Annotated in this window: 17 protein-coding genes; 3 read left to right on the top strand and 14 right to left on the bottom strand. The window is 56.8% G+C overall.

The features are described 5' to 3' along the window. The first annotated feature begins 62 nt into the window (after positions 1 to 62). Entirely contained in the window at positions 63 to 977 is a 915-nt protein-coding gene (locus Q0Y21_RS04215; protein ID WP_297791858.1) for a glucosaminidase domain-containing protein, read from the top strand. Further along, on the top strand, positions 977 to 1,912 hold the full coding sequence (locus Q0Y21_RS04210; protein WP_297791856.1) for an acyltransferase: 936 nt from the start codon (positions 977 to 979) through the stop codon (positions 1,910 to 1,912). Before Q0Y21_RS04215 ends, Q0Y21_RS04210 begins: the two co-directional genes overlap by 1 nt. Positions 1,913 to 1,926: 14 nt before the next feature. Here Q0Y21_RS04210 and Q0Y21_RS04205 read toward each other — a convergent pair whose 3' ends face one another. From Q0Y21_RS04205 to zapE, 5 genes are all read right to left on the bottom strand, one after another. Next, positions 1,927 to 4,623, bottom strand: a complete 2,697-nt coding sequence (locus Q0Y21_RS04205) for a LuxR C-terminal-related transcriptional regulator (protein ID WP_297791854.1) — start codon at positions 4,621 to 4,623, stop codon at positions 1,927 to 1,929. A 275-nt stretch (positions 4,624 to 4,898) separates the two neighbouring features. Then, the gene (locus Q0Y21_RS04200) at positions 4,899 to 6,260 is read right to left on the bottom strand and encodes a DUF1329 domain-containing protein (protein ID WP_297791852.1); all 1,362 of its coding nucleotides are present in this window, start codon (positions 6,258 to 6,260) and stop codon (positions 4,899 to 4,901) included. A gap of 33 nt (positions 6,261 to 6,293) precedes the next feature. Continuing rightward, positions 6,294 to 8,201, bottom strand: coding sequence for a DUF1302 domain-containing protein (locus Q0Y21_RS04195; RefSeq protein WP_297791851.1), 1,908 nt, complete (start codon positions 8,199 to 8,201; stop codon positions 6,294 to 6,296). A 362-nt stretch (positions 8,202 to 8,563) separates the two neighbouring features. After that, positions 8,564 to 9,748 (bottom strand): thiolase family protein, encoded by a 1,185-nt coding sequence (locus Q0Y21_RS04190; RefSeq protein ID WP_297791849.1) that lies wholly within the window; start codon positions 9,746 to 9,748, stop codon positions 8,564 to 8,566. Between the two features lie 40 nt (positions 9,749 to 9,788). After that, positions 9,789 to 10,886, bottom strand: coding sequence for a cell division protein ZapE (gene zapE, locus Q0Y21_RS04185; RefSeq protein ID WP_297792503.1), 1,098 nt, complete (start codon positions 10,884 to 10,886; stop codon positions 9,789 to 9,791). A gap of 244 nt (positions 10,887 to 11,130) precedes the next feature. Here zapE and Q0Y21_RS04180 point away from each other — a divergent pair, with 244 nt between their 5' ends. Then, positions 11,131 to 11,577 carry a DUF1043 family protein gene (locus Q0Y21_RS04180; RefSeq protein WP_297791847.1) on the top strand — a complete coding sequence of 149 codons (447 nt, stop codon included), beginning with the start codon at positions 11,131 to 11,133 and terminating at the stop codon, positions 11,575 to 11,577. Positions 11,578 to 11,765: 188 nt separating this feature from the next. On the opposite strand, the gene Q0Y21_RS04175 is transcribed toward Q0Y21_RS04180, so the two are convergent. From Q0Y21_RS04175 to mlaD, 9 genes are all read right to left on the bottom strand, one after another. Next, a complete protein-coding gene (locus Q0Y21_RS04175; protein WP_297791845.1) occupies positions 11,766 to 12,509 on the bottom strand; it encodes a Nif3-like dinuclear metal center hexameric protein in 744 nt (247 codons plus the stop codon). A gap of 246 nt (positions 12,510 to 12,755) precedes the next feature. Next, complete coding sequence (hisC, locus tag Q0Y21_RS04170; protein WP_297791843.1) at positions 12,756 to 13,808, bottom strand: histidinol-phosphate transaminase; 1,053 nt, start codon at positions 13,806 to 13,808, stop codon at positions 12,756 to 12,758. Next, positions 13,805 to 15,118, bottom strand: coding sequence for a histidinol dehydrogenase (gene hisD / locus Q0Y21_RS04165; RefSeq protein WP_297791841.1), 1,314 nt, complete (start codon positions 15,116 to 15,118; stop codon positions 13,805 to 13,807). The genes hisC and hisD overlap by 4 nt, the downstream gene beginning before the upstream one ends. A gap of 217 nt (positions 15,119 to 15,335) precedes the next feature. Further along, positions 15,336 to 15,980: an ATP phosphoribosyltransferase gene (gene hisG, locus Q0Y21_RS04160; protein ID WP_297791839.1), complete on the bottom strand. Its 645-nt coding sequence runs from the start codon at positions 15,978 to 15,980 to the stop codon at positions 15,336 to 15,338. A gap of 29 nt (positions 15,981 to 16,009) precedes the next feature. Further along, positions 16,010 to 17,272 carry a UDP-N-acetylglucosamine 1-carboxyvinyltransferase gene (gene murA, locus Q0Y21_RS04155; RefSeq protein ID WP_297791837.1) on the bottom strand — a complete coding sequence of 421 codons (1,263 nt, stop codon included), beginning with the start codon at positions 17,270 to 17,272 and terminating at the stop codon, positions 16,010 to 16,012. Positions 17,273 to 17,302: 30 nt separating this feature from the next. Then, positions 17,303 to 17,545: a BolA/IbaG family iron-sulfur metabolism protein gene (locus Q0Y21_RS04150; protein WP_127333170.1), complete on the bottom strand. Its 243-nt coding sequence runs from the start codon at positions 17,543 to 17,545 to the stop codon at positions 17,303 to 17,305. 121 nt (positions 17,546 to 17,666) lie between these two features. Further along, positions 17,667 to 17,987 carry an STAS domain-containing protein gene (locus Q0Y21_RS04145; protein WP_297791834.1) on the bottom strand — a complete coding sequence of 107 codons (321 nt, stop codon included), beginning with the start codon at positions 17,985 to 17,987 and terminating at the stop codon, positions 17,667 to 17,669. Beyond that, complete coding sequence (locus Q0Y21_RS04140) at positions 17,984 to 18,640, bottom strand: phospholipid-binding protein MlaC (protein ID WP_297791832.1); 657 nt, start codon at positions 18,638 to 18,640, stop codon at positions 17,984 to 17,986. Before Q0Y21_RS04140 ends, Q0Y21_RS04145 begins: the two co-directional genes overlap by 4 nt. 39 nt (positions 18,641 to 18,679) lie before the next feature. Further along, positions 18,680 to 19,129: an outer membrane lipid asymmetry maintenance protein MlaD gene (mlaD, locus tag Q0Y21_RS04135; RefSeq protein WP_297791830.1), complete on the bottom strand. Its 450-nt coding sequence runs from the start codon at positions 19,127 to 19,129 to the stop codon at positions 18,680 to 18,682. Between the last annotated feature and the right edge of the window lie 52 nt (positions 19,130 to 19,181).

The raw sequence follows: 19,181 nt of genomic DNA, 5'->3' as shown, positions 1-19,181 counted from the left end.
CAGGATACAGCCACGTATAACCTGTTATAATTCCAGTCATACCGACTGTAACGAGAGGTTTTATGTCTACAGGTATCCGGGCGTTTCTGCTGGTTTTCCCGTTGGTGATTTTTGGACTCTGGGGCAGTCTTCACACACCGGATAAAGGGTCGTTCGATGACGACCTGGCGCTGTCATCCCTTCCGCCGCTTCCGGCCTGGGCCGATAATAAACTGCCGGACTTCAGCAACTATCGCGACACCACAGAACGTAAAGCCGCGTTCTTTTCTTTCCTTTATCCACGGATTGCTCTGGCCAATTCCCGGATCTTGATTGAGCGGGACTACCTGGAAGCCCTGTCACGGAAAGAGGAACTGAGCAAATCCGAGCGCACCTGGCTCAGTAACCAGGCAGAACGACTTCGCGTTGAAGAAGAAGCCGGCAGCCCCGCTATGTTCGAGCAGTTGCGCAAGCGTCTGGATGTCATTTCTCCTTCCCTCGTGCTGGCCCAGGCCGCCAATGAGTCGGCATGGGGCCAGTCACGCTTCGCCACCCGAGGGAATAATCTGTTCGGTCAGTGGTGTTTCTCCAAAGGCTGCGGCCTGGTGCCACAGGCACGGGTCGAAGGCGCTACTCACGAAGTTGCGAGGTTCTCCTCACCCTACCGCTCCATCCGGGCCTACATTCAGAACCTGAACAGCCACCCGGCCTATCAGGAACTGCGCGATGTACGGCGGGCCATTCGCAAGGACGACAAGATGGCTTCCGGGAGCGCGCTAGCGGCAGGCCTGATTAGCTATTCAGAACGGGGTGAGGATTATGTAAAAGAGATCCGCAGCATGATCCGGCACAACAACCTTGCTTATTTCGATAAAGAATTCCGGGCCGCCTTCTATGGTGCCAACACCGGATCACTGCAACACCTGGCCTCTGCCAGCAAAGAAAATGCTCTCCTGCCCAATGCCGGAGACGATGAAGATTCCGGGGACATCCGCTAATGCTCGATTTTTTGCCTGCGCCGCTCAAGGGAACCCTGGCGGCCCTGCTGATATTGCTCAATACCCTGATTCTGTTTCCGGTATTGATGCTGGTTGCACTGATAAAGCTGATCATTCCGGCCACAACGATTCGCAAGGGATGTACTGTCGCGCTTAACAACATTGCGTACATCTGGATTGGCTTCAACAACCGTTTCCTGGACCTGCTCCACCACATTGAGTGGGATGTCAGGGGTGTGGAGAACCTCAGCCGCGAACATTGGTATTTTGTGACCTGCAATCACCAGAGCTGGGCGGACATTCCAGCCATTCAGTACGTGCTGAACAGTCGCATTCCGCTGCTGAAGTTTTTCCTCAAGAAAGAACTCATCTGGGTACCACTGCTGGGCGTCGCCTGGTGGGCACTGGACTTTCCGTTCATGCATCGCCACACCAAGGAACAGATTGCCAAGCGGCCGGAGCTGAAAGGCAAGGATGTTGCTGCCACCCAGGCGGCCTGCGAGAAATTCCGCTACACGCCGGTGACGATCTTCAATTTCATGGAAGGCACCCGCCTGACCCCGGCCAAGCACACGTCACAGAAATCCCCTTACAAACACCTGCTGAAGCCCCGGGCGGGCGGTACAGCCTTTGTGCTTGGTGCCATGGGGGAAATGCTCCATACCATGCTCGATGTGAGTATTGTTTACCCCAACGGCCGCTCCGGATTCTGGGACTTCCTCTGCGGTCGCACCCGCAGGATCATCATCGATATTCGGGTTCGTGAAATTCCTGAGCGCTTCCTGGGCATGGACTACGAAGGAAGCCGGGAAACCCGCGTGGATTTCCAGAGCTGGATCAGTGAAATCTGGACTGAGAAGGACGCTCGTATCGAGGCTCTGAAGGCCCCCACCCCAGAACCCGACGAAGAAGTAGGTCGGGTTAGCGAAGCCTAACCCGACAACTGGTGTCACAGTAACCCTAGCTCCCGTGCCCGGACAATCGCCTGGGTACGGGAGCGCACCTCCAACTTGGCGTTAATACGGCGAGCGTGGGTTTTCACGGTATGCAGGGAAATATGCAACTGGTCCGCTATTTCCTGGTTGGACAGCCCCTGGGCAATCAATTCCAATACCCCCTGCTCCCGCTCACTGATAGGCTCCGCCAGTGGCGCGGCATTAACCTTGGCGACCGACAGACCAAACAGCTGACCGATCGACCGGGTAAAGTCCCCTTCCGGCAAATGGGGGTATGCCTTTTCCATCAGCTCACTCATTTCCAGCCGTAGCTCCGCGAACGGGCTGATGAAATGCTCCTGCGCGGCGAGGTTGACCACCTGGGTCAGCAGTTTCTGGGCTGCCGACACGCCCTTCTCCCGGAAGGCCAGCACGCTTTCCACCAGCCTCAGGTGCAGTTCAACGGCGAACGGGATCATCTCACTGTTTTTCAGGCGAAGACGACGAAGCGTGTCCGCGGCCTTAACATCATCCCCCCGCGCCAGTTCAATTCTGACCTGAAGCAGGTCCAGCAAACCGGGCATCATTGGAATCAACTCGGGCACACAACCCGTCTCCCGGTATGGCTGCAGGCGTTCCAGGGCGTGGGTGGCGCTTTCGATATTCCCCGAGGTCAACCAGCAGCTTGCCTTCAGGGCTTCCAATACCGGCACAAAAACGGACTCGTCCACCTGCCAGGCGTGCATGGTGCGCTCGGCACGACCAATCCAGACGAACGCGTCTTCCAGCCGCCCCTGAGTGCGACAGATCAACACACGCAGGGCCATAGCCAGTAACAGCCCCAGATCCCGCGCTTGCTCGGCATGACGGCCACAGGTCACCAGAAGGCGATCTGCCTCAGCCTCCCGGCCCTGGTGCCATAACACCAGAACCAGATTGAGCTGCAGCCGGGATTCGCCTACCCGGGTCGACTGGGATGTTTCGTTCATGGCGGTATCAAGCCCAGTCCGCAACAATTGTTCTGCGTGCTTCAGCGCTCCTTTCCCGAGCTCAATTCGCGCGTGGGTATAGACGGCCAGGAGCTCCGAACCGGAATCTCCCGCTTCGCGGGCCAGTCGGGCCGCCGCTCGATTGGCATCCCGCGCGTCCGCGAATCGCCCGGCTGCACAAAACGCACTGGCGCGGACCATCTGGGTGACCAACCGCCCCTGGTAGGACAATTCTTTGGCTGCGAGCGCCTGATCGGCCACCTCCAGGGCTTCCTCAACGTATCCCTCTCCCCTCAGGATAAACGCTCTAAGGGCACTGATTCGCCCGGCCAGGGACTCGCGCTCGTCATCGGGGAGATCATTGAGAAGCGCCCTGGCCTGAGAAAACTGACCACCAATGGCATGCACCCAACTGTAGACCAGGCACAACCGGGCACTCTGCTCCAACAAGCCTGGTGGTAAAGATCGACGTAGCCGCAGAAGCGATGCCGTATCCTGACCAATCAACAGGGCCTCGGAACCTTCGGATGCGATTCTCACAGCCTCTTCGGCATTGCCCGACAGCAAGGCATAACGCAGCGCTTCAGGTAACTGGTGATGCTGGCAAAACCAACGGCTGGCAGCCAGCGCACGATCAACGGCGCCATCCAGGACAGAACTTCGCAGCCACTCGTGTAATAGCGGGTTAAGGCGGAACCAACGGCCTCGGCCGGGAAGCGGTCTCAGCGGTACGCCAGCTTCTGCCGCCGCGGAAGGCCTGAAACCGGTATCGCAGGACTGATCCACCAGGCAGCTGAACAGATCGTCGGAAATCACGTCCATCTCGGCCATGATCCGCAAGGCCCGTTGCTGTGGGTGCGTCAACCGTGACAGCACGGAGTCCCGCAGGAAACGTTCAACACTGATCGTCTCCTGAATCGGTAACCGCGATTCGGCCAGGGCAGACAATTCCCGCTGATACAGAGCCAGAGGGGTAATCCACCCCTCGGTCAGGGAATACAGATGGTCAACAGCCACCATGGTCAACTGGCTACTGTCCAACGCTGCGGAATAGAACTCGAACGTTTCCTGTCGGCTTAGCTCCAAGGATTCAGGCCCCAGGCGGGTGAACCGACCTTCCAGTTCCGACTTGTGGGTCTCAAATGGCAGGGGTTTGCGGGAAACCAGGGCCAGAGACAACCCTTTTGGTAGTTCGGCAATCAACTGCTCCAGCAGCTCGATCACCACGGGGTGACTGACCGATGTCAGGTTGTCCAGCACCAGCACGGCTTTGCGTTCCGGCCTTTGCCAATAATCCTGCGCCAGCAGTAATGACAAGGCTTCACTGTGGCTTGCCGTGGCATGCGCGAGGGTCGCGTCCCGGGAAGGCTGGAAATTGAGGGCGATACCCAGCAACGTCATCAAGCGGGCGGGGTCGTTATCCTGTGCGGAGAAAGATATCCATTTGATGGTCTCCAGCGGGCGCTCGGATTCATGGAGCGCGGACAACAACGCGTGAGACTTTCCGTATCCACACGGTGCCTCCAGATAGAGGACGCTTCCGGGCCCCAGAGCCTCCCGGATTCGTCCTGTCAGCCATGGCCGCTTGAGGCCATCGGAGGGTAAGGACGGAATCCGTACCCGTTGCCGCAACAGGTCTCTGACGAGCTCGCCCCGATGAGTTCCACTGGAAACTGACTGGAACTCATCGTTGGCGGCACTGCCATCATCAAATGGTTTCACACTTCGCCCCGCTCAAGTCCGGCTCACGGGCAACCACGAATTGCACCGCCAAGCTTCCGGAATATGCAATGTTTGCACAGTTTATCTGGGTGCCATCACCGGGCACGCCTTTAGTATGAGGGAGAGGTTAAACCAAATGTGGCCCAGGCTGCAAAACTTTGACGTCGCTATGGTCAATAAAGTGGCGAGAATTCAACACATTTACAAGCGCAATAAACACCCATAAAAAAAGCGGGCCCGAAAGCCCGCCTTTTATTCACGATATCGACGATGCGTTATCGTACGCCTGAGCGACGCAAAGCCGCGGGCGTGTATTCCCGAGAACTACGCTCCACTCCGAAATCGTAGGGATCGTTTTCCTCGTTGGTCAGACCGAGTGCCAGATAGCGACCGGACAGCAGATCGTACAGCACCTCAATGGCATACCAGGGAACCTGGTGATCGTAGAACTGCATGGCATGAGCTTCAGCCACACGCCATAGCTCGCCACGACCGTCGTAATGATCGATCACACTGGCCTGCCACGTATCTTCATCAAAGTAAAAATCCCGCTGTGCATAGATGTGGCGATCACCTTCTTTCAGTGTCGCACGAACATGCCACACACGGTGGAGTTCATAACGGGTATAGTCCTGATTGATGTGTCCGGCCTTGATCAGCTGATCGTAATCCAGGCTACGGTCGACCAGCTTGTAGGAATTGTAGGGGATGTACATTTCCTTTTTGCCGACCAGCTCCCAGTTATAACGATCGGGTGCACCGTTATACATATCGAAGTTGTCGGTGGTACGCATACCGTCGGCCGCCGTACCCGGCCCGTCGTAGGCAACCTGAGGCGCTCGACGTACGCGACGTTGGCCGGCGTTATATACCCAGGCGCGACGGGCTTCTTTCACCTGATCCAGGGTTTCATGGACCAGCAGAACGTTACCCGCCAGGCGCGCTGGCGCGGTAATAACCTGCTTGAAGTAGAAGAGGACGTTGGGATCTTTGCCCGGCTCGAAATCCTCTAAGCTGGTACGCCAGGTAAACTCATCCTGGAATTTGACCACACTGAACGCACCGTCTGTGGTCGGCGTGACCTGCCCCACGTTACGTGCGACAGAACCGCCGCGATAACGGGTGATATGGTTCCAGATCACTTCAACACCATTCTGGGGAATCGGGAATGGCGTAGCATTCTGATAATTCCCGATTCCGTTGCCGTCCTTGATCAACTGCGCGCTGGTAGCGTTCTCGACAGTCTCATCCATTATCGACTGCGGATAGGTCGCCGTACGACGCGTTTTGTAGACCGGCATCTTATAATCATCGTACCGCTTGATCATCGCTATCTGCCCTGCGGACAGATTTTCTGCGTACTGATCCACATTACTTTGATCAATGGTAAACAGCACCTCGTCATCCGGGAACGGGTTAACGTAGATGCCATCATCATTGTAGGCTGCGGGGGCCTGCTTGAGACCGCCGTCCCAGGCAGGGATCTCATCTCCATTGCCGGCTTTTTCGGCACCGATGGGGGTCAGGCTCTTGCCCAGTTTGGCAGCCTCTTCAGCGGATACTGCGCCGACCGCGTTGCCAGCAAACAGGGTTGCTGCCAGTACACCGGAGGCCAGTAATTTTTTGTTCAGTTTCATTTAAATTACCTCGTCAAACATATTCGTGTCTGTTCAGAAGGAGTAAGAAACACTCGCGCTGACAAAATCACGGTCGGTTAACTCGTTGTACGGTTTACCGCCGAAGAAATTCGTGTAGCCGATGTTACCGGTGATCTTGTTCTGATAGACCCCCTGAACGGACAGACCAATTGCTTTACTACCTTCGTTAAAAGCGCCACCTGGCTGAGGGCTGTAACCCTGCACATCATGGCTCCAGGCTAGCTGTGGTGAGAGGTTGATACCCGCAAAGACGTTGTTGTAATCCCAGACCAGACGGGCGCGGTAACCCCATGAGAAATCGGTTGTGAACCCTTCATTATTACAGTAGTTGGTGTTCAGGTTTGCGCCGCCGGCACAAATATCCGCACCGCCCAGGGAGGACAGAGGAATTTGACCCACACCGAACGTACCGGAACGCCCATACCGTGCCTCATCGTAATCCGGGAGATCATGGATATAGGTTGCGCCAAATTCCGTAATAAACGACATCCGGCTGGCCCCCATCACCTGATCAAAGAACTTGATCAGAGTGAACTGCGTTTGCGAGACCTTGAAACGGTCATAACCCTTAACCTCAGTGCCAGCAAGGTTCGCACCACCAGACTCTTCCAGACGCTGACGCTCCAGCAGACTGAGCGGTGTCTGATTGCCATCGGCGTCGGTGCGGGCCTGCAGGCCACCCAGAATCAGCTCAAACGCGTTCCACTGAAGGGGGACGTTATCACGGAAGCTGTATTCCGCCCCCAGAGAGTAACCACCCGGAATGGTGGTGTTGATGCTGATACCGTAGAGGTTGATGTTTTCCGGATACTCGATGAAGTAGCTCGGGAATGTCGCGGCCGGTTTGCTCGGATCGTTTGTCTGGGTACCTTCCGGCGACGCGGGGTTATTCACCAGGCCACTGACATAGGGAAGACGGCTGTTGTACTTGATGTAGTAAAAGCCAAGTTCGGAATCGTTCAGGGCCGGCACATACCAGCGCATCGCAACACCAAACTGGTCTTTTGAGTCCGCTTCCTGATCGCCCAGACGCGGAGCGATGAATCCCTGGGCAAGTGCCTGGGAGTCCGGCAACTGACCAGCCAGAAGTACCGGTCCACATCCATCCGGCGCGAAGTCATTGGTGGAGAAGAAGGTGCCGCAATCGTCAGGGCGAACCGGCTCCCAATCAGCCTGGACAAAGGTTTCCACGGTGATGTTTTCGGTGACACCCGCTGACATGTAGAACATTTCGACCGGCAGCAACGCATCTTTCAGCTCAGAGCCCGGTGCGCGAAAAGCAGGCACATCAATCGGGTTGATAACGTTGATACCGCCCTGAATAAAGGTACTCTCACCCCAGCTCAGAACCTGCCGACCATAGCGAAGGCTGAGTGGCACGTTACCGAGATACCAGTCAGAGAACACGTAGGCGTCCAGAAGTTCACCGCCCGACGCATTATCTTTGGCTTCATCGTTCAACTCGCGTTGCTGGCCAACGTCATCAACCGCACGGTCGCCGTCTTTGAGTTCGAAGTCATAGTAGTAACGCCCACGGACTAATGCACCTACACGGTCGAGGTAGTCGCCCATCACGTTGTAGTTCAGGAACAGTTCACTCCGGCCCTTGGCTACGTGAGAGACCACATCCCCCTTCTCAAAGTTAAGGTTGCCGTCGTCGTAGTTATTGGTAGAGGCACCGATGTTCGCCATCGATCCGCCAGGCGCAAACTCAGGGCCCAGGTTACCTTGTGCGATAAGACGTCGATCGCGTTCCTCGGTCCGGACGGTTGCGCCGTAGGAAAGCGTGGTGTTGAACTGAGCTTCAACATCCCCCACGTTGAAAGAATAGGCGGCTGCCTGACCGGACATACCGGCTGCAACTGCCACGGCCAGCGGCAATTTGACCCACTGATGCCATTGTTGTGTTTTTCTTGTCATTGGAAGGCTACTCCATTGTTGTTCTGAGTCGCTGCTCTGATTATTGGTTTCTACTATGTTGGAGGCTTCACGCACAGTGCTCGTGATGGTGGCACTATAGCTAACGCCTTGAGGCGCTTTGATCAGTCAAAAGTATGATTTTGACTTAACAGCCTTTCTCGCCCGGCTCCTTCGCACCAAAACACTATAGACAACAAAATCAGATACAACCACCAAGGCGGTACGGAACGGAGGCAGACTTGGATGCACTAAAAGCGGAAGAAAAATGAAGAATTGAATCAGGCGTAGGTCGGATTACGTTTCGTTAATCCGACCTACTCTGCTACGCAGATTTATTGAAAGGACAGCAATCAACCAGATTGCTACAGCAATTCGATCGCCATGGCAGTCGCTTCACCACCACCGATACACAGGGCTGCAACGCCTTTCTTCTTGCCATAACGCTGCAGTGCGTACATCAGTGTGACCAGCAGACGGGAGCCGGTGGAGCCGACAGGATGCCCCTGGGCACAGGCACCGCCGTGGATGTTCACCTTCTCCGGATCCAGGCCGAGCTCGCGAATCGGCATCATCGCAACCATCGCGAAGGCTTCGTTGATCTCGAACAGATCCACATCGTCCTTGCTCCAGCCAGTCTTGGCGAACAAGGTTTCGATCGCTCCTACCGGCGCACAGGTGAATTCGGACGGATGCTGTGACTGGGTGCTGTGGCCAACGATACGGGCCAGTGGTTTCAGGCCACGCTTCTCGGCTTCGGACTCACGCATCAGAACCAGCGCGGACGCGCCATCGGAGATAGAGGAAGCGTTGGCGGCAGTGACGGTACCGTCTTTGGCAAACGCTGGGCGCAGACTCGGGATCTTATCGATGTTGGCGTTGTGCGGCTGCTCATCGTCTTCCACAACCACTTCGCCTTTGCGGGTCTTGACCGTCACCGGAATGATTTCGTCCTTCAACAGTCCCTCGTCGATGGCTTTCTTGGCCCGGGTAAGGGAGGTGATGGCGTATTCATCCATTTCTTCACGGGTGTAGCCTTTCTTGTCTGCCATTTCCTGGGCGAAGGCGCCCATCAGCCGGCCAGTCTCGGCATCTTCCAGGCCGTCGAGGAACATGTGATCCTGCGGCGCCTGTCCCGGCCCCATGCGATAGCCTTTGCGGACACCCTGGAGAACATAGGGCGCGTTGGACATGCTCTCCATACCACCGGCAACCAGGATGTCGTTGCTGCCTGCCTTGATGATGTCGTGGGCGAACATGGCGGCCTTCATACCGGAGCCGCACAGTTTGTTGATGGTGGTGGCACCAGTGTGATCCGGCAGACCGGCCTTGCGCATGGCCTGACGAGCGGGGCCCTGCTTGAGGCCGGCGGGCAGTACATTGCCCATGACCACTTCCTGCACATCCGCAGGCTGCAGGCCAGCGCGCTTAACGGCTTCGGCGATGGTGATCGCGCCCAGTTCCGGGGCGCTGACGTCGGCGAGACTGCCCTGGAAACCGCCCATGGGGGTACGGACACCGCTCACGATGACTACATTATCTGTGCTCATAGCTGAATCTCTCTGTTGGTTGTTTGGTAGCTTTGTCGGATTACGGTTTGTGCGCCGCTTCCAGGTACTCCCTGGATTGCATCTCCAGCAACCGTGATTCGGTCCGCTCAAACTCGAAGCCCAGTCGCCCACCGGCGTACAAGTCGGTGATAGCCGCTGCCGCCGAGATGATGACTTTGACGTTCCGGTCGTAAAACTCGTCGATCATGTTAATGAAGCGACGGGCCTGGTCGTCCTTCTCGCCACCCAGCACCGGCACGTTGCTGATGATGATGGCGTGGAACTGCCGCGCCAGTTCGATGTAGTCGTTCTGGCTGCGGGGGCCGTCGCACACGTCCTTGAAGTCGAACCAGACCACGTCATCGGCGTGGGCGATAGCGGGGATCTTGCGGCCGTTGATTTCCATGGATTTACTGTGCTTCGCCGCCTCGACCGCCAGGGCATCGTAACTTTTGCGAAGGCTGACGTCGGCTTCGTCGTCCAGCGGAAAGTGGTAGAGCTCCGCCTGTTCAAGCGTGCGCAGGCGATAGTCCACGCCGCCGTCGACATTCACCACTTCGGTGTGTTTTTTAACAAGATCAATGGCCGGCAGGAAACGGGCGCGCTGCAGACCATCCTTATAGAGGCCGTCAGGAACGATATTGGAAGTGCACACCAGGGTCACACCACGGCTGAACAGGCCGTCCATCAGAGTCGCCAGGATCATGGCGTCACCGATGTCGGAAACAAAAAATTCGTCGAAGCAGATCACCCGGGTTTCGTCAGCAAATTTTTTCGACACCAGGTCCAGCGGGTTTTTCTCCCCCTTCAGGGATTTGAGTTCGTTGTGAACCCGCTGCATGAAACGGTGAAAATGCACACGCATTTTGCGATCGAACGGCAACGATTCGTAGAAGGTGTCCATCAGGTAGGTCTTGCCACGACCAACCCCACCCCAGAAATACAGGCCCTTGACCGGCTCTTCCTTGCCCTTTTTCAGTTTTCTGCGGAGTTTTGCAAAACCTTTCTGGCGTTCGCTTTCGGCTTCCACGAGTTTATCGTACAGTGACTGCAAACGCTGAACGGCATCTTCCTGTGCCGGATCACGGAGAAAGTCCGGGCGCTCGAGATCCTGCTGGTAGCGTTGCCAGGGGGTCATTTGGTCGGTCATTAAGCCTGTTCCCGAAGAGTGGTCGTTCATTTACGGCGGCGTATTGTGGCCGATTTTGGGATTTTTCGCCACGTTGGCACTGCCAGCAGGCACCCGGCTCTGCAGCCAGCACGCGCTTTGACGACGCAATACGACGATTGGCTCAAGCTTTGTGGATGGGCGCGGGCCTCTCGGGACGTTATACTGCCCTCAAAGGGCCGAGCTCTTAAAACGCAAAAGGACGACACATTTTATGACGAACCTGATTCTGGCAGCGATTGCCGCTTTGGTTGTTGGCATTGTCATCGGCGTACTGGTCAGCCGCTCCGGGCAGACTACTAATCTGCGTCAGCGCCGTGTCGAGCAACAGATTGAGGAGCTGCGTAGCGAATACACCCGCTACCAGGCCCAGGTGAATGAGCACTTTATGGAGTCTGCTCATTTGCTGCGCCGTTTCAATGATGCGTATCGCGATGTAAATCTGCACATGGCACGGGGTGCGAACCGGCTGTGTAATGATGAAGAATGGATGGATGAGCTGGAGCGGGAGACGGCTCGTGCTCGTCTGGAGGATGTTCGCGAGGACGGCGTGGAGCCGCCCCGGGATTATGCCCCGAAGTCCGGACCTGAGGAGAAGGGCACGCTGGCTGAGGACTTTGGCCTTAAGAAGGGCAACAAGCCTTCAACCTCTAAGGCCTGATAGCCTGATAGTTTGGTGCCGCCCGGGTTTAAGTCCTGGGTGAAGTGGCTGGTTGAGTGCACCTTCCCAAAACACGCTCAAGCACATCCATGTGGCGCTTGGGCTCCGCCATCCATGGCTCCGCACAGTTTTGGAAAGGTGCACTCAACCAGCCACCCGGACTTTCGGCGCGCCTTGCTTGCGCCTTTTTAAACTGGATTATCGCAATCGATAAACCGGTGATTCACACCAAATTCCTTCTCCAACGCCTTACCGAGCGCCTTCACCCCGTAGCGTTCCGTGGCGTGGTGCCCGGCTGCATAGTAGTGAATCCCACATTCCCGGGCAGTATGGGTGGTCGGTTCGGAGATTTCGCCACTGATGTAGGCATCCAGGCCCGCTTCGAGGGCGATGTTGATAAAGCCCTGCGCTGCGCCGGTGCACCACCCTACCCTTTTGATCTCTGGTTTGCCCTCGCCGACCCACAGCGGTTCGCGATGGAGTTTTTCGGCGATTTGTTGGCCGAACTGTTCGGGGCTGAGGGCTTGCGGTAACTCGCCTTCCCAGACCAGGCCACCCAGGGGACGGGGGTTTTCGATGCCCAATACATCGGCCAATTGGCGGTTGTTGCCATATTCGGGGTGGTCGTCCAGTGGCAGGTGGTAGGCGACGAGGCTGATGTCATGGTCGAGGAGCTGTTTTATACGTTGGCGTTTCATGCCCTGGATGCGCTGGTCCTCGCCTTTCCAGAAGTAACCATGGTGAACGAGGATCATGTCGGCCTTGACCTGGATGGCGGCGTCGATGAGGGCTTTCGAGGCGGTGACGCCGGTGACGATGGTGTTGACGTCGTCTTTGCCTTCAACCTGGAGGCCGTTCGGGCAGTAGTCCTGAAAGTTTTCGGGCTGGAGCCATTGTTCGATTGTGTTGAGAATCTCGTTTCTATCGGCCATAACCAAACTCCTGTTAGCGATATCACCTTAGTTTGAGAAGCGGGGCGGCCAGGGCCTTCCGGGAATGTCGGAGGCCATGGATGGCCGGAGATCAAGCGCACATGGGCGAAGCAAACGTTTATGAAGCGCAGCTTCATGTGCCGCTGAGCGCCAGCAATCTGCGATTGCTGGCCGGACCCGCTTGCGGGTGCTTGTAGCGTTTCCCGGAAGGCCCTGGCCGCCCCGCTTTACCACCAAAACAGAAGGCTACAAAGACTTGAGGCCAGCAATCAGCGCATCATTCTGCTCTGGCGTTCCAATGGTGATTCTGAGAAAGTCACTGATTCTGGGTTTGTTAAAGTGCCGGACTATGATGCCCTGCTCTCTGAGGCCTTTCGCCAAGGCTTCACCGGCCTCAGTTTTGTGACGGGCGAAGATGAAGTTGGCTTTTGACGGCAGCACCTCGAAACTCAGATCTTCCAGCGCTTTGGTCACTCGCTCACGCTCGGAAATCACACCGTCGCAGCATTTCTGGAACCAGGCTTCGTCTTCGTAGGCGGCTTTTGCGCCAGCGAGGGCCAGACGATCCAGAGGGTAGCTGTTGAAGCTGTTTTTGACGCGGTTGAGGGCTTCAATCAGATCCGGGTGCCCTACTGCAAAGCCAACGCGCAAACCGGCCAGTGAGCGGGCTTTCGACAGCGTCTGGCTGACCAGCAGGTTCGGATACTTATCGACCAATGCAATCGCGCTTTCACCGCCGAAGTCGATGTAGGCTTCGTCGACCACCACTACCCGGTCGGGGTTGGCCTGCAGGATTTCTTCCACGTGCTCAAGCCCCAGGTAACGACCGGTCGGGGCGTTGGGGTTCGGGAAGATCACGCCGCCGTTAGGCTGTTTGTAGTCCGCCGGGTTGATTTCGAAGGCGTCGGTCAGCGGGATGGTTTTGCCTTCGATGTTGTAGAGGCCGCAGTACACCGGGTAGAAACTGTAAGTGATGTCCGGGAACAATACGGGTTCGCCGTGCTGGAACAGGCCATAGAAAATATGGGCCAGGACTTCGTCGGAGCCGTTGCCGAGGAAGACTTGTTCGGGCTTGACGTTGTGATAGCCGGCGATGGTCTGGCGCAAGCTTTCGCCTTCCGGGTCCGGGTAGAGGCGGAGGCTGTCGTTCAGTTCGGCCTGGATGGCTTCGATGACTTTCGGTGACGGGCCAAAGGGGTTTTCGTTGGTGTTCAATTTCACCAGATTCGCCATCTTCGGCTGTTCGCCCGGTACATATGGCACCAGATCGTTGACCAACGGGCTCCAGAACTTACTCATTTCTCACCCTTAATCCGATATTCCGCCGACCGCGCATGAGCAGTCAAACCCTCGCCTCGGGCCAAGACTGACGCCACGCGCCCCATGCGATCAGCCCCCTCGGCACTGAAACCGATGATGGACGAGCGCTTCTGGAAGTCATAAACCCCTAGCGGCGATGAGAACCGCGCCGTGGCGCTGGTCGGCAATACGTGGTTCGGGCCGGCACAGTAGTCGCCGAGAGCTTCGGCTGTGTAGCGGCCCATAAAGATGGCGCCGGCGTGGCGGATTTCTTCGACCAGTGCCTCGGGGTCTTCCACAGAAAGCTCCAGGTGTTCCGGGGCAATCCGGTTGGAGACCCTGGCGGCTTCGCTGAGATCGGCGACCTGGATAAGAGCGGCACGGTCGGTCATGGAGGTACGGATGATATCCGCCCGCTCCATGGTCGGCAGCAGTTTATTGATGCTGGCTTCGACCGCGTCGAGAAATTCCACATCCGGGCTGATCAGGATGGACTGGGCCTGTTCGTCGTGTTCGGCCTGGGAGAAGAGGTCCATGGCAATCCAGTCGGGATCGGTTTTGCCGTCGCAGATGACGAGAATTTCCGACGGGCCGGCGATCATATCGATACCGACGGTGCCAAAGACTTCGCGTTTGGCAGTGGCAACAAAGATGTTCCCTGGGCCGACGATCTTGTCGACGGCAGGAATGGTCTCAGTGCCGTAGGCCAACGCGGCAACTGCCTGAGCGCCACCAACGGTGAATACACGATCAACGCCAGCAATGGCCGCAGAAGCCAGCACCATATCGTTCACCACACCGTCCGGTGTCGGAACCACCATGACCACTTCGCTCACACCGGCAACCTTGGCAGGAATGGCGTTCATCAGCACGGAAGACGGATACGCGGCCTTGCCGCCGGGCACGTAAAGCCCTGCCCGATCCAGCGGCGTGACTTTCTGTCCAAGCACTGTGCCGTCTTCGTCCTGGTACTGCCAAGACTTCTGGTTCTGGTGCTCGTGATAACTGCGAACCCGCTCGGCAGCCTTTTCCAGGGCCACACGCTGGTCTTCCGGAATGGCGCCCAACGCCTTTTGCAGTCGGCTCTGATCCATTTCCAGTTCGGAAACACTGCCAACCTTCAGGCGATCAAACTTCTCGGTAAACTCGAGAACTGCCTGGTCACCGCGGGTTTTCACTTCATGCAGGATATGACGCACCGACTCATTCACCTGATGATCCACGCTGTCGTCCCAGGCCAGGAGTTTGGCCAGTGCACTGTCAAAGTCACTCTGGGAAGCATTTAATCTAGTGATGCTGATGTCGGTCATTTCACCTTTCCTGTATTCGGAGGATTACTCCACTGTATAAAACTGGCTGGATGCACCAAAGCACTCGAAGGCAATACAGCACTTGGGGAAGCGGTCAGGTAGGGCTTTCCAAAACTGTGCGGAGCCATGGATGGCGGAGCCCAAGCGTCACATGGATGTGCTTGAGCGTGTTTTGGAAAGCCCTACCTGACCGCTTCGTACTCCCAAATTCGCCTTATTAGTCCTGCCGGCGCTTGTCCACAGCAGCGGACATTTTTTCGATTATGGGGTTAATCCGCTCATGTTTCATCTTCATAGAAGCGCGATTGACCACCAAACGGCTGCTGATGTGTTCGATCAGATCCCTTGGTTCCAGGCCATTGGCTTTCAAGGTATTGCCGGTATCCACTATATCGACAATCTCATCGGCAAGGTTCAGGATCGGAGCGAGCTCCATAGCACCGTAAAGCTTGATGATATCCGCCTGCCGTCCCTGGGCCGAGTAATAGCGGCGGGCCAGGTTAACGAACTTGGTGGCCACGCGGATTCGACCCGCCGGCGCCGGCTTATCCTTCGGGCCGGCGGTCATCAGGCGGCAGCGGGAAATGTTCAGATCCAGCGGCTCGTAGAGACCATCGCCGCCGTGCTCCATCAGGACATCCTTACCGGTTACCCCGAGGTCCGCGCCACCATATTGCACATAGGTGGGTACGTCCGTGGCGCGGATAATCAGCACCCGTACGCTGGGGTCGGTGGTGGGGAACACCAGCTTGCGGGATTTCTTGATGTCGTCAACCAGCTCAATGCCCGCTTCCGCGAGCAATGGCAGGGTTTCATCGAGGATTCGCCCCTTCGACAAAGCGATGGTGATGGAGTCGGTCATGCGTCCTTCCGGTTTCTGATCCGTTTCGATCATGCTGGCAGGCGGCGAATACTGGCGCCCAGCAGCTGCAGCTTCTCTTCAATACACTCGTAGCCGCGGTCAATGTGGTAGATGCGATCCACAATCGTGTCGCCATCGGCCATCAAACCGGCTATAACCAGGCTGGCAGACGCCCGCAGGTCGGTCGCCATCACTGGCGCGCCGGTCAGATATTCAACGCCCTTGATGATCGCTGCGTTACCTTCGAGCGTTATGTCCGCGCCCATGCGGATCAGCTCCTGAAGGTGCATGAAGCGATTTTCGAACACCGTTTCCACGATGGTACCGGTACCTTCGGCAACCGCGTTCATCGCCGCAAACTGGGCCTGCATGTCGGTAGGAAACGCCGGGTAAGGCGCCGTGCGCAGGCTCACCGCTTTCGGACGGTTGCCCTTCATGTCCAGTTCGATCCAGTCTTTGCCGGTGGTAATGTGCGCCCCGGCTTCTTCCAGCTTGAGCAGCACCGCTTCCAGCAGGTCTTCCCGGGTATCTTTCAGTTTCACACGACCGCCGGTGGCGGCAGCGGCTACCAGGTAGGTACCGGTTTCGACACGGTCAGGCAGCACGTCGTAGTGGCAACCATGCAGGCGTTCCACGCCATTGATTTCGATGGTCGCGGTGCCATGGCCCTTGATGTCGGCGCCCATGGCAATCAGGCACTCGGCCAGATCCACCACTTCCGGCTCGCGGGCAGCGTTTTCCAGGATGGTTTTGCCGTCCGCCAGAGCCGCGGCCATCATCAGGTTTTCGGTGCCGGTCACGGTTACGGTGTCCAGGAAGATGTGGGCGCCCTTCAGGCGACCATTGGTCTTGGCCTTGATGTAACCATTTTCCACCTTCACTTCAGCGCCCATCATTTCCAGACCGTGGATATGCAGGTTCACCGGCCGGCTACCGATGGCACAACCGCCCGGCAGGGACACTTCCGCTTCGCCAAAATGAGCCACCAGCGGGCCCAGCACAAGGATGGACGCCCGCATGGTCTTGACCAGCTCGTAAGGCGCATGGAAATGCTTGATGGTGTTGGCGTGCACTTCCACGCTCATTTTTTCATCAATCAGCAACTCCACGCCCATGCGGCCCAGCAGCTCGATCATGGTGGTGATGTCGTTCAGGTGCGGCAAGTTGCCCACTGTTACCGGCTCATCCGCCAGCAGGGTGGCAGCCAGTATGGGCAGTGCGGCGTTCTTGGCACCGGAAATCCGGATTTCACCATTCAGGGGCTTACGGCCCCTGATCAGAAGTTTGTCCACAATAGTCTTCCTGTTATTGGCGGGCAGCTATCAGCCCTGGCGCGCGGCCCATTCAGCCGGGGTAAATGCTTTCGGATGCAGGGCGTGTATGGTGCCGTCCATAATGTGCTGGAAAAGCACCTTGTTGATCATTTGCTGCCGTTTGATGGTGGACAGGCCTTCAAAAACCTCCCCTACCACGACAACCATATAATGGTTGCCATCGACCTGAACCTGCACTTCGCAATCCGGCAGGGCCTGTTTTACCAGTTCGGTAACTTCGGCGGCTTCCATAGTCATTCCTCGGGTGTTTATAGATCAGGGGCGAGATTGTAACCAATTACGCGGCCCGGGTCAGCCAGCAGAGAATGACAGAATGGAGAGAACGAAGAACGTGAAGATTAGCGGGGATGTTTCAGGCGGACTTATCGGGCTGGAAACCAGTCAACTGCTCTTCAAGGTTGCTGAGAGCGGCCAGCGAATAGAGACGGGCACTGACGCCAGTGAATGACAGCGAACGGCCGAACTCCCCGGCGCATCGCTGCCAGCAAAGCAACAACGACAGAACCACGCTGTGCGCTGTTTCCATGGCACTCAGATCGACAGTCAGGTCTCCGGAAGCTGACCGGATCAGTGCCTCGCCCTGCTTTCTGAAGGACACCACCGTGAGCGGATCGACAGACCCGCTCACTTTCAGGATGTCGCCACTGAGCTCAACCCGGGCGCCCGAAGTCATGAGTTATCCACTTCTTCATCCAGGTTGAGACTGTCCACAGCGCCATCCCAACTATCGATCACAGCCTGCACTTCACCGCGATTCTGCTCCATTTCCTGGGCAAACCGGTCACGGAAGGCCAGGCCGATATTGATGCCTTCGACGATGACGTTCTCCATCATCCATCGACCGTCATCATTTTTATACATGGAGTAAGTGACCGGGTACCGGTTGCCACTGGCGGTGAGCACCTCCATCTGCACGGAGGCCCGCTCCGCGTTATTGGGGTGGATCTCCGCGTCTTTCACCTCAATGGCGAAATCGTTGGCGCTCACAAGGGCCTGGGCATAGCTGTCGAACAAGCTGCGCTTGAATTTTTCAACGAACTCATCCCGCTGTTCCGGAGACGTCTGGCGCGCATACCTTCCCATGACTCGGGCAGCGATCCGGCGGAAGTCCACGAATTCCCGCAGTTCCTGATCCATACTGATGTAAAAGGCCTCAGGGTCTCTCTCATACAGGCCCTTCTCCTCGTTCAGCTTGTCCACCAGGCGCTGGGTGTTTTCATCCACATACTTTACAAGGTCTTCTTCCTGACCTGCGTGGGCCGGAAGCACCAGGGCTGCTGCCATCAGGAATGCCATAAAAAGCATGCCGCGTCTGATCAATACCATGTTTTTCTCCTGTAACGTTTCAGATCCTTTTCTCTCGCACTATTTACCCGACGCAAAGTTGGTTATCAGGCGCTCAAGATTCATGGCCGACTGGGTTGAATAAAAGCTGTCTCCGGGATTCAGGGACTCCATGTCTCCACCGATGGAAATATCAATGTACTGATCCCCGAGTATGCCGGATGTACGTATTACCGCTGAGCTGTCCGCCGGGATGTTGTCCACGTCAGCGTCAATGGCAAGTTCCACCCTGGCCTGGAAGGTCTCCTTGTCCAGGGTCACACTGCGAACCGAGCCCACCTTGACGCCCGCCATGGCGACTTTGCCCCGTGGCGAAATGCCGCCAACGTCATTGAAGTTGGCATACAGGGTATACGTGTCACCTGCGCTTTTGGGTGACAATCCGCTCACCTGCAATGCCAGAACCAGCACCGCTGCAAGCCCTGCGATCATAAACAGGCCGGTGATGATTTCCGTGGTTCTCTGTGCCATATCCGGCTCCCGATTAAGTTCTGGTCAATCCTGCTGTATTCGCGCCGCAATT

It is taken from the genome of uncultured Marinobacter sp. (assembly GCF_947259545.1).
Classification (GTDB): domain Bacteria; phylum Pseudomonadota; class Gammaproteobacteria; order Pseudomonadales; family Oleiphilaceae; genus Marinobacter.
This window is presented reverse-complemented; position numbering and strand designations above follow the sequence as displayed.